We start from the raw sequence: 12,844 nt of genomic DNA, 5'->3' as shown, positions 1-12,844 counted from the left end.
CGATCGACGGAGCACGCCGTCATCACTCAATCGAGTGGGCATGTGCCGATCGTTACCGTTCGCGGCGGTTCATCGCTGCCACCGACGAACTACCGGGGCCGATTATCCCCCGCCCGCGCAAGCAGCGGGCGGCCACGGCCACGACCGGTCAGTCTGCCTGGTCGAGCAGGGCGGCCAGGCGCGGTCCGATCACATCCAGCGCGGCGGGTGAGGTCATCTGATCGTGGTTCACCGGAATCGGATGATCCACCACCGAACCGGAGACGTACCGCTGCCAATCGGCGGCCCGCGGACCGCCGGTGAGCTGGCGCGGATGCGGTACCGAGGCGCTGAAGTACTCGACCGTGCCGTCGAAGACGCCAGGCCGGTACCCGGAGATCAGCTCCGCCGAGCGCACCGCGCCGCGATAGACCCGCCGCAGCCGCTCGGGGGTGAGGGCGAGCAGTTCGGCCGGGATCATCGCGTGCAGTGTGGCCAAGGCCTCGTCGGACAGGTCGTAGATATCGTCGCCGTCGCCGAGCACATCGGTGCCGAGGCCGAGTTCGGACAGGGCCTCACGCACCGCGGCCCGGAATCCGGCCACATCGGGGTCGGGATGGCTGTCCAGCATGGCCAGCAGGCTCACCTGCTCGCCCGCGGCCTGGAGTTCGGTGGCGATGGCATGGGCCAGCACACCACCGAGCGACCAGCCGAGCAGCCGGTACGGGCCGTGCGGCTGGACGGTGCGGATCTCGGACAGATAACGACGCGCGAGCTCGGCCAGCGTCTCGGGCAGCTCGCCCTCGCCCGAGAGCGCGGGCGACTGCAAGCCGTACAGCGGAACCTCGTCCGGCATATGCCCGGCGAGCCCGGCATAGGACCAGGCCAGCCCGTACATCGGGTGCACACAGAACAGCGGCTCGGCCTCGCCTCCGGCGCGCAGCGGCAGCAGCACATCGAGGGCGGCGCCCGCGTCGAGTTCCGGTGCGGGCGCGTGCAGCCGGGCGGCCAGGCCCGCGACGGTGGCGTCGGTGAACAACCACTGCACCGCCACCGGCACGCCGGTCGCCGCACGCAGCCGCGCCACCGCGCGGGTGGCCAGCAGCGAATTGCCGCCGAGGGAGAAGAAATCGTCGTCGAGCCCGACGCGGGTGGCGCCGAGCAGATCGGCGAAGACTTCGGCGACCGTCTGCTCCAGGTCGGTCTCGGGTGCCCGGAAGTCGGTGGCGCCGGTGAACTCCGGTGCCGGCAGGGCGCGACGATCGAGCTTGCCGTTCGGGGTCAGCGGCAGCGCGTCCAGCACCACGAACGCGTCCGGAACCATGTAGCCGGTGAGGAACTCGCCGACCTGCCCGCGCAGCTGTGCGGGGGCGAGGGTGGCGCCGGCAGCCGGGACGACGTAGCCGATGAGGCGCTCGCCCGCGACCGCGTCGGCGCGGACCGTGGCGACGGCGTGGCCGACGCCGGGGCAGCGCAGCAGGGCGGCCTCGATCTCGCCGAGTTCGATCCGGAACCCGCGCAGCTGGACCTGCTGGTCGCTGCGGCCCGCGTACTCGAGCGAGGCCGGTGCGTCACGCCAGCGGCCGACGTCACCGGTGCGGTACATCCGCGACCCCGGCGCACCGAACGGATCCGCCACGAACCTGGTGGCGGTCAGGCCGGGGCGGCCGAGGTAGCCGCGGGTGAGCTGGGCGCCGGAGACGTGGATCTCGCCCGGCACGCCGACGGGCGCGGGATGCAGCCGGTCGTCGAGCACCCTGGACGCCAGCCCGGGCAGGGCGCGCCCGATCAGGCCGGGGCGGTCGGCGGTGTGCTCGTCCAGCGACAGGAACGATACGTGCACCGTCGTCTCGGTGATGCCGTACATGTTCACCAGGCGCGGGGCATCCATCGGATGACGTTCGTACCAGCGAGCCAACCGGCGCGAATCCAGTGCCTCACCGCCGAAGATCACATAGCGCAGCGCCAGTTCGCCGTCGGCCTCGCGATCGGCCTCGGCCAGTTGGTAGAACGCCGACGGCGTCTGGTTCAGCACCGTCACCCGTTCACGAATCAGCAACTCGCGCAATTGTTCCGGCGAGCGCGAGGTGAGGTAATCGACCACCACCACGCTGCCGCCGTGGGCGAGCGCGCACCACAGCTCCCACACCGAGAAGTCGAAGGCGTAGGAGTGGAACAGCGTCCACGCATCGGCGGCGCCGAAACCGAACTGCGGCTGGGTATTGGCGAACAGCTCGACCACGTTGCGGTGGGTGACGCCGACACCCTTGGGCACGCCGGTGGAGCCGGAGGTGTAGATGACGTAGGCCAGATTGTCCGGCCGCAGCGGGGCGAGCCGGTCGGTGTCGTCGATGCGGGCATCGGAGTAGGACGCGGCGTCCTCGAGCAGCACCACCGCGCGCTCCCCCACCGGGACGCGTTCGCGTTCGGCGGCGGTGGTGAGCACGCAGACCGGGGCGGCGTCGTCGAGCATGAACTCGAGCCGCTGCGCCGGATAGGTGGCATCGATCGGCAGGTAGGCCGCACCGGCGGTGAGCACGCCGAGCAAGGCCACCGGCAACTCTTCGGTCCGCTCGACGGCCACCGCCACCAGCGTTTCCGGGCCCGCGCCGCGCGCGATCAGCGCACGGGCGACGCGGTTGGCGCGCCGCTGGAGTTCGCCGAAGGTGAGCGCGACGGCGCCGGCGCGGAGGGCGACGGCGTCCGGGCGGCGCCAGGCCTGTTCGGCGATGAGGGCGGGCAGCGTGGTGCCGGGCACCCAGGCGCCGGGGGCGTTCCATGCGTGCAGCACCCGTTCACGTTCGCCGGGGGCGAGCAGGTCGATCTCGCCGACGACGGTGCTCGCGTCGGCGGCGACGGCGGCCAGGACCCGCTGGAAACGATCCGCGAACGTGCGCACGGTCGCGGCGTCGAACAGATCGGTGGCGTAGGTGAATACCGCGCTCATGCCGGACGCGCCGGGTTGCTCGGCAATGGTGACCTGGAGATCGAACTTGGCGACGGCGTCGTCGAGATCGACGGCCGACACGGTGAGACCGGGCAGGGCGAACTCGGTGCGACCCAGGTTCTGGAAGGTCAGCATCACCTGGAACAGCGGATGCCTTGCCGTCGACCTGGCCGGGTCCAGCAGTTCCACCAGCCGCTCGAACGGGACGTCGGCGTGGCCGAAGGCCGCCACATCGGTGCCGCGGACCTCGCGCAGCAGCGCGTCGAATCCGGCCGCCGAATCGACCTCGGTGCGCAGCACGAGAGTGTTGACGAACATGCCGATCAGCTCGTCGAGTTCGGCCTCGCCGCGTCCGGCGACCGGGGTGCCGACCGCGATATCGCTGCTGCCGGACAACCGCGCCAGCAGCACCGCGAGCGCGGCGTGCACGACCATGAACAGCGTCGCATCGTGTTCGGCGGCCACGCGTTCCAAGCCGGCGTGCAGTTCGGCGTCGAGATCGACGGCGAAGGTCTCGCCGCGGTAGGACGCCACTGCCGGGCGGGGCCGGTCCGCGGGCAGCGGCAGTTCCTCCGGCAGACCGGCCAGTGCGGTGCGCCAGTACTCGGTCTGGGTGGCGATGAGGCTTTCCGGATCGGCTTCGTCACCGAGGATCTCGCGCTGCCACAGGCTGTAGTCGGCGTACTGCACGGGCAGCGGCGTCCAGTGCGGTTCGCTGCCACCGCTGCGGGCGGTGTAGGCCAGCATCAGGTCCCGGGTGAGCGGGCCCATGGACCAGCCATCGGCACTGATGTGGTGGGCCACGAACACCAGCACATGGTCGGTGGGCGTGATGCGCAGCAGCGCGGTGCGGAACGGGAGTTCGCGCGTCACATCGAATCCGGCGGCGACCACCTCGCGCACCGCATCGGCGATCTCGGATTCGGCGACGGCCCGGAGCGTGGGTGCCACCGGGGCGGCGTCGGCCACGCGCTGGATCGGGCCGTCGTCGGTCTGCGGATAGGTGGTGCGCAGGATTTCGTGTCTGGCCACCAGATCGGTGATCGCGGCGGCCAGCGCATCGGTATCCAGCTCGCCGGTCAACCGGATCGCGGCCGGGATGTTGTAGACCGGCGAGGACGTGTCGAACTGATTGAGGAACCACATCCGCTGCTGGGCCGGCGACAACGGAATGTCGTCCGGGCGCGGCATGGGGGTGAGTGCCCGACGGCCGGAGCCGGCGTGCCGCGCGGCCTCGGCCGCGAGCCCGGCCACGGTGGACGCCTCGAACAACGCCCGCACCGGCACCCGCGCGTCCAGCGCCGCACCCAACCGCGCCGCGACCTGCGTGGCCAGCAGCGAGTTGCCACCGAGAGCGAAGAAATCGTCGTCGGCACCGACCCGTTCCGCGCCGAGCACCTCGGCGAACACACCGGCCACGATCTCCTCGGTCGGCGTCGACGGCGCCCGGAACTCCCGTGGCCGGAACTCCGGCTCCGGCAGGGCTTTACGGTCGAGCTTGCCGTTGACCGTGCGCGGCAGGGCCTCCAGCACGACGAACGCGGACGGCACCATATAGGAGGGCAGAGCCGCCGAGAGCGCCGATTTCACCGCCGCCACGTCGACCTCGGTGGGCGAGGACACCTCCGCGTGGTGACGGGAGCGGGTCCCGGTCATGGTGTCCGCCGGCTGCGCCGAGTCCGGCACCAGGTAGGCGACCAGTCGCTCACCGGTGTGCGTATCGGACCTCGCGACGACCGCGGCCTGCGCCACACCCGGCACGGCCAGCAGCGCCGCTTCGACCTCGCCCAGTTCGATGCGGAAGCCGCGGATCTTCACCTGGAAGTCGGTGCGGCCCCGGTATTCCAGCTCACCGGTGCGGGTCCACGCGGCCAGATCGCCGGTGCGGTACATGCGGGCGGCCGGCTCGAAGGGATTGGCGACGAAACGCTCGGCGGTCAGGTCCGGCCGCGCGATGTAGGCGCGGGCGAGTTGGGCGCCCGCGAGGTACAGCTCACCCGTGACGCCGGGGGCCACCGGCCGCAGCCGGGCGTCCAGGACGTAGACCCGGCTGTTCCATTCGGGCCCGCCGATCGGCACCGAGGCCTGGTCGGCGCGGGTGACGCGGTGGGCGGTGATGGACACCGCCGCCTCGGTCGGACCGTAGAGGTTGAACAGTTCGACGCCCGGATGCTCGCGCAGCACGCGCTGGGCCGGTGCGGCGGGCAGCGCCTCGCCGATGGCGAGCACCCGGCGCAGCGCACCGGGCAGACCGGCGGTCACCAGGGCATCCAGCATGGACGGGACCACGTGCAGGGTGCTCACCCGCTGATCGGCCATGAGCTCGGCGAGGTAGGCCGGGTCGCGGTGGCCGTCGGGTGCGGCGATGACGAGGCGTCCCGCGCAGGCGGCGGCGGACCAGAACTCCCAGACCGAGAGGTCGAAGGTCGCCGCTGTCTTCAGCAGTACCGCGTCGGCGCCGGTGAGACCGAATTGGGTGGTCTTCCACTGCAATTGGTTGACGATCGCGCGATGCGGGACCGCAACGCCCTTCGGGCGTCCGGTCGAACCGGACGTGAAGATCACATACGCGGTGTGCTCCGGACGCAGTGGTGCGAGGCGGTCGGCATCGGTGATCGGTGCGGGGTCGAACGCGTCGAGCGCCAGTTCGTCGAGCGTCCGCACCGGCGCCGCCACGGCATCGAATCCGGCCTCGGCGTTGGTCAGGACACACAACGGCTCGGCCGTCGCCAGGATGTAGCCGGTGCGCTCGGCCGGCTGATCCGGATCGACCGGCACGTAGGCGCCGCCCGCGCGGGTCACGGCGTACATGGCCACGACGAGATCGATCGAGCGCCGCAATGCCAGCGCCACCCGCGTCTCCGGCCCGACGCCCTTGGCGATGAGGTAGCGGGCGAGCCGGTTCACGCGCTCGTCCAGGGCGCGGTAGGTCAGCGTCGCGACATCGGCCGGGGCCGGATCGGCGGAGCGCGCCGAACCGCTCGATGCGGGCACGGACGGCCGGTCGGCGACGAGCGCGACCCGGTCCGGTGCGGCCGCGACGGCCGAATCCAGGATCGCCGCCAGAGTCGCCGCGCCGTCGAGCGCGTGCTCGGTGGCGTTCCATTCGCGCACGACCCGCTCGCGCTCAGCGGCGTCCAGCAGGTCGATATCCCCCACCACCGTGTCCGGGTGCTGGACCACCGCGGCCAGCACGCGCGCCAGCCGGTCGGCGAAGCCGCGCACGGTGGATTCGTCGAACAGGTCGGTGGCGTAGGTGAAGAAGCCGCCGAGGCCGGTGGGCGTGCCGGATTCGTCGTAGCTGTCGCCGATGATCAGGTGCAGATCGAACTGCGACACATCGAGATCGGCGTCCACCGCGCTGACGGCGAGGCCGGGCAGTTCGAGCTCGGCGCGAGCCACGTTCTGGAACGACAGGCCCACTTGGAACAGCGGGTGGTGTGCGGTCGAGCGCGGCGGGTTGAGCACCTCGACCAGGCGCTCGAACGGAATGTCGGCGTTGGCGAAGGCTCGCAGATCGGTGTCGCGCTGGCCGGCCAGCAGGTCGGTGAAGGTCTCGCCGCCGCCGACGCGGGTGCGGAACACCACGGTGTTGACGAACATGCCGATCAGATCGTCGAGTTCGCGTTCACCGCGCCCGGCCACCGGCGTGCCGATGGCGATATCGCTCGACGCCGACAGCCGCGCCAGCAACACCGCGAATGCCGTATGTACCACCATGAACAACGTCGCGTTGTGCTCACGCGCCAAGGCCACGAGCCCGGCGTGCGTCTCGGCGTCGATGGCGACGGGCACCTTGCCGCCCGCCATCGAGGCGACCGCCGGACGCGGCCGGTCGGTGGGCAGGTCGAGCACGTCGGGCAATCCGGCCAGCTGTTCACGCCAGAACGCGATCTGCTGGGCGGCAACGGAATTCGTATCGTCTTCGGCGCCGAGCACCGCGCGCTGCCACAGCGCGTAATCGGCGTACTGCACCGGCAGCGGCTGCCATTCGGGCGCCATACCCGCCGTCCGGGCGGCGTAGGCGATCATCACGTCGCGCACCAGCGGCGCCATCGAGGACGCGTCACCGGCGATGTGGTGGACGACGACGGCGAGCACGTAGGTGCGAGCATTCGAAGCTACTGCCGCACCATGGCCCGCCGTCCCCTCGGCGGCCGTCCGGTCCTGGCTGCTGGGGTCCTGCACACACAGCAGCACCGCCCGCAACGGCACCTCATCCGTCACATCGAACGGCGCCGAGGCCAGGGCGTACACCGCGCCAGGGACATCAGCTTCATCCACCGAGCGGACATTCAGCACAGGCGCACCCTCGCCCGGCGGCAAGATCACCTGCACCGGCCCGTCCGGCGTCTCGGGGTACACCGTCCGCAGCACCTCGTGCCGCGCCACCACATCCGCAAGTGCCGCGCCGAGCGCATCGACGTCGAGGGTGCCGGTCAGCCGGAGGGCGAAGGGCAGGTTGTAGGCCGAGGAGCCGACGGCGGCGTCCTGGTCGAAGCGGTTGAGGAACCACATGCGCCGCTGCGCCAGCGACAACGGCAACCGTTGCGGCCGTTCGATGCTGCCCAGTTCGATCGTGCGGCGGCCGTGCGTCTGCGATTCCACGGTGGCCACGAGCGCGCCGACGGTCGGCGTCTCGAACAGCGCACGCACCGGCACCCGCACACCGAGAGCGGCACCGAGCCGGGACACGGCCTGGGTGGCGATCAGCGAATTGCCGCCGAGCGCGAAGAAGTCGTCATCGACGCCGACCCGGCCCACGCCGAGCACCTCGGCGAATACGCCGGCCACGATCTCCTCGACCGGGGTGGACGGCGCCCGGAACGCACGGGTTTCGAACTCCGGTTCCGGCAGGGCCTTACGGTCCAGCTTGCCACTGGGATTGAGCGGGAACTCCGCCAGTTCGACGATGGTCGCGGGCACCATGTAGGCGGGCAGGGTATCGGCGACCGCCGCCCGCAGTCGCTGCTGGTCGATCCGCTCCCCCGGCGCCGCCACCGCATAGGCCACCAGCTGGTCGCCCAGCGCGGTCGGCACCACCAGCGCCACCGCCTGACTCACCGATGGCTGCGCCAGCAGCGCGGTCTCGATCTCGCCGAGCTCGATGCGCTGGCCACGGAACTTCACCTGGAAATCGGTGCGGCCGAGATAGTCGAGCACCGCATCGTCGCCACGGCCGCGCCACACGACGAGATCACCGGTGCGGTACATGCGTTCGCCCGCGCCGAACGGATTCGCCACGAAGCGATCGGCGGTCAGATCCGGGCGACGCACGTAGCCGCGCGCCAACTGATCACCCGCGAGGTACAGCTCACCCGCCACACCCGGCGGCACCGGACGCAACCGCGCGTCCAGCACATACACCCGGGTATTCCACTGCGGCAACCCGATCGGCACCGACCGCTGCTCGGCACCGTCGGCCTGCCAGTAGGTCACCGAGACCGCGGCCTCGGTGGGGCCGTACAGGTTGTGCACAGCGGCGTCGGAGATCGCGCGCACGGCGGCAACGGTTTCCGGCGGTAGCGCCTCACCGATGACGAACACCTCACGCAGCGTCGGCACCGAGCCCGGCGGCGTGTGCGCGGCGAACACCGTCAGCATCGAGGGCACGAAGTCGGTGACCGTCACCCGTTGCGTCGCAATGGTTTCGGCCACGTAGGCCGGATCGCGGTGCCCGTCCGGGGTCGCGATGACGAGCTTGGCACCTGCCCGCAGCGGCAGGAAGAAGCCCCACAGCGACACGTCGAACGTGGTCGCGGTCTTCTGCAGGTACACGTCGTCGGGGCCGAGTGGATAGGCGGTGAGCATCCACTCGATCTGGTTGTTGATGGCGGCATGGGTGACCGCCACACCCTTCGGGCGGCCGGTGGAGCCGGAGGTGAAGATGACGTAGGCCGGATGGTCGGGCCGCACCGGGCGCAGCAGCTCGCTCGACCGGATCGGCGTCGCGGCATAGCGCTCCAGATCGACGCCGTCGATGCGCAGCACGGGAATTCCGGCGGGTAGGTCGACCGCGTCGCGGGTGGTCGTGACCACGGCGACGGGTTGGGCCGTGTCGAGGATGTGCGCGATGCGTTCGGCCGGATGATCGGGGTCCAGCGGCACATACGCACCACCCGCGGCCACGATGGCGTACATGCCGACCACCAGGTCCAGCGAACGCCGCACCGCGAGACCGACCAGCGATTCCGCGCCGACACCCTGCGCGATCAGCAGCCGCGCCAGCCGGTTCACCCGCTCGTCGAACTCGCGGTAGGTCAGCTCTTCACCCTCGTACACCAGCGCCACCGCGTCGGCGTGTGCCGCGACGGCGTGCCGGTAGCCGTCCAGCAGCAGTTCCGGGGTCAGCAGATTACGGGTGTCGTTCCATTCGTGCAGGATTCGATCCCGCTCGACCATCGACAGCAGGTCGATATCGCCGATCGGCCGGTGCGGCGCATCCGCCACCGCGCGCAGGGTGCGGCGCAGCCTGGCCGCGAACTCGGCCACCGACTCCTCGTCGAACAGATCTGTGGCGTAGGTGAACTGGGCCGACATCCCGCCGTCGGCCAGCGGAGCGATGGTGAGCTGCAGATCGAATTTCGCTGCCGCACCGTCGAAGTCGATCGCCTCGACCGACAGGCCGGGCAGGTCGAGCGCCGGCGCGGTCATGTTCTGGAAGAACAGCGCCACCTGGAACAGCGGATGATGCGCCTGCGAACGCACCGGATCCAGCGCCTCCACCAGCCGCTCGAACGGCAGCTCGGTATGCGCGAAGGCGGCGAGATCGGTCTCCTTCACCGCCGCGAGCAGTTCGGTGAAGCTCGCCCGCGGATCGATCTCGGTCCGCAACACCAGTGTGTTGACGAACATGCCGATCAACCCGTCGAGTTCGCGTTCACCGCGCCCGGCCACCGGGGTGCCGATGGTGATGTCGGCCGAGCCGGACAGGCGCGTGAGCAGCGCGGCGAACGCGGCGTGCACCACCATGAACAGCGAGGCGCCCGCGTCGTTGGCGAGGCCGCCGAGCCGCGTGGTGGTGTCGGCGTCGATGGCGAAATTCAGGGTGGCGCCACGCCCGGAGGATCGAGTGGGGCGCGGACGGTCGGCGGGCAGATCGATCCGGTCCGGGATGCCTGCCAGTGCCTGCCGCCAGAACGCCAGCTGGCGAGCGGCCAGGGATTCCTGGTCGTCCTCGTCGCCGAGCACGTCACGCTGCCACAGCGTGTAGTCGGCGTACTGCACCGGCAGCGGCGCCCACTGCGGTGCCGCACCCGCGATCCGTGCCAGGTACGCCGTCACCAGGTCGGTGGCCAGCGGCGCCAGCGAGGTGCCGTCGGCGGCGATGTGGTGCACAACGACGGCCAGCACGTGCTCGTCGGCGCCGAGCTCGGCCACCGCGATCCGCAGCGGCACCTCGGCGGCGACATCGAATCCGGTCAGCGCGCGGCCGGCCAGCCAGTGCGGCAGCTCGTCCCGCGCGACCGGCTCGGCGATCAGCTCGGGCAGCACCTGCTCGACGGGCAGGATCACCTGATGACCTGCGCCGTCGCTGGCCGGATACACCGTGCGCAGGCTCTCGTGCCGATCCAGCACATCGGCGATGGCCGCCTGCAGTGCGGCGAGGTCGAGTGCACCGGTCAGGCGCAGGGCGAACGGAATATTGTTCGCCGCGGACTCGGTGTCGAACTGGTTCAGGAACCACATCCGCTGCTGGGCGGGCGAGAGCGGAATGCGCTCCGGACGCGGCATCGGCGCGAGCGCGCGACGTCCACCGCTGCCGCGCTCGGCGCCGAGGCGCTCGGCCAGGGCCGCCACCGTCGGGGCCTCGAAGATCACCCGCGCCGCGATCCTGGCGTCGACGGCGGCGCCGAGGCGCGCCGCGGCCTGGGTGGCGATCAGCGAGTTGCCGCCGAGTTCGAAGAAGTCGTCATCGGCGCCGATCGGCGCCTCGGTGCCGAGCAACTCGGCGAACACCTCGGCCACCAGCTGCTCGGCCCACCCGGACGGCTCACGGAAGGTGGTGGTCTGCAACCTCGGGGTCGGCAGCGCGCGCCGGTCGAGCTTGCCGACCGGCGTCAACGGGATCTCGTCGAGCACCGTGATCGAGGTCGGCACCATATGCGCGGGCAGGCTGTTGCTCGCGAACGCCAGCAGCGCGGCCGGGTCGACCTCGGCGCCCTCGGCGGGGTGCACATAGGCGGCGAGAATGGTTGCGCCGGTGTCGAGCCGGTGCCCGACCGTCACCGCGAAATCGACGGATTCGTGCCTGCCGAGCACCGCGTCGATCTCACCCAGTTCGATCCGGAAGCCACGGATCTTGACCTGGAAATCGTTGCGGCCCAGATACTCCAGATCGCCGTCCGCGGTCCAGCGCACCAGGTCGCCGGTGCGGTAGAGCCGGGAGCCGTTGTCGGCGAACGGGTTCGCGACGAAACGCTGCGAAGTCAGGCCCGGTCGCTCGTGGTAGCCGCGCGCCAGCTGCGCGCCGGTGATGTAGAGCTCGCCCGCGACACCGGTCGGCACGGGCGTCAGGCGCTCGTCGAGCACGTATTCGGTGACCGCCCGGATGGGCCCACCGATGGTGACGGCGTCCTGCGGGCTCAGCGCCGCACTGATATTGGTCATGATGGTGGTCTCGGTGGGACCGTAACCATTGAAGAATTCCCTGGTACCGTCCGCGACCGGCCGCACCCAGCGGCGCACCAGATCCGGCGGGCAGGCCTCACCACCGGCCACCACCACCCGCAGCTCATCAAGGCCGGCGGGATCGACCGAGGCCAGCGCGGCCGGCGTGATGAACGCATGCGTCACGCCCTCGCGGCGCAGCAGATTCGCCAGTTCGTCGCCGCCGTAGACGGTCGGCGCGGCCACCACCATGGTTCCGGCCCCACCGAGCGCGAGCAGCAGCTCGAGCACCGAGGCGTCGAACGACGGCGAGGCGAAATGCAGGGTGCGCGAATCCGGCGTCAGCCGATACCGTTCGCGCTGCTCATCGCAGAAACTCGACAGTCCGGCCTGGGTGACCACCACGCCCTTGGGCAGACCGGTGGAACCGGAGGTGTAGATGACGTAGGCAGGGTGTTCGGCGCGCAGTTGACGCACCCGGTCGGCGAAGGTGATCGGTTCGGCGGAGTACTGCTCGCGTCGGCGCGCACCGGCCTCGTCGTCGATGATCAGCCAATCGACCTGCCCCGGCAGGGTTTCCGCGGCGGCGGCCACGGTGAGGCCGATCACCACGCCGGAATCCTTGACCATGTGCTGCACGCGGTCGGCGGGATAGTTCGGGTCGATCGGCACAAAGCCGGCGCCCGACTTGGCCACCGCCCAGACCGCCACCACCGACTCGATGGAGCGCGGGATGCCGACGGCGACCAGATCCTCCGGCCCGACCCCGCGCTCGATCAGCATCCGGGCCAGCCTGGTCGACCTGGCGTCCAGTTCGGCGTAGTCGAGCTGCCCACGGGTTGCCGAAGCGTCGGCGAAGACGACCGCGCGACCGCCGGGGTTGGCCTCGACAGCGGCCGCCATCAGTTGCGGAAGCGTGGTTACCCTCGGCCGCCGGGTACGGGTCGGCCGTACACGAGCGGGACGAGTCATCCGCGGTGACTCCTATGGCATCCGCTGATACCGATCACCGCGGACCGCCGCTCATGAGTCAGTCGCCCCCCGACTGCGCCAATCATGAAAGTCTGCCCACCTAGCTGTCGAAACACGTCTTCGCCAGGCTTCCAGCGCTTCTGCCCATTCGCCAAACCGATATGCTGTGGCACTTATCACAAGCCTTGCCCACCTGCACCGACCCGAGTTATCGGGGCAAGAATTCATGGGGCATTCACCAATGCTGGCAAGTACTGGTCACATGACCAGCTAATTCCTCGCGTATGGCGTCGAGCCGCACGCGCACCGACCGGTACGACCGGTGGGCGCGCGAAC

General features: G+C 70.6%; 1 protein-coding gene. It reads right to left on the bottom strand.

The genetic code is table 11. The features are described 5' to 3' along the window. Positions 1-148: 148 nt before the first annotated feature. Entirely contained in the window at positions 149-12,439 is a 12,291-nt protein-coding gene (locus AC4HOU_RS14485; protein WP_490724622.1) for an amino acid adenylation domain-containing protein, read from the bottom strand. Positions 12,440-12,844 lie beyond the last annotated feature (405 nt).

It is taken from the genome of Nocardia sp. JCM 38205, assembly GCF_058222935.1.
This window is presented reverse-complemented; position numbering and strand designations above follow the sequence as displayed.

What these genes read in the sequence shown, in the direction of transcription:
- AC4HOU_RS14485 (WP_490724622.1), bottom strand. Translation starts at nt 12,439, where the DNA reads ATGGCGGCCGCTGTCGAGGCCAACCCCGGCGGTCGCGCGGTCGTCTTC.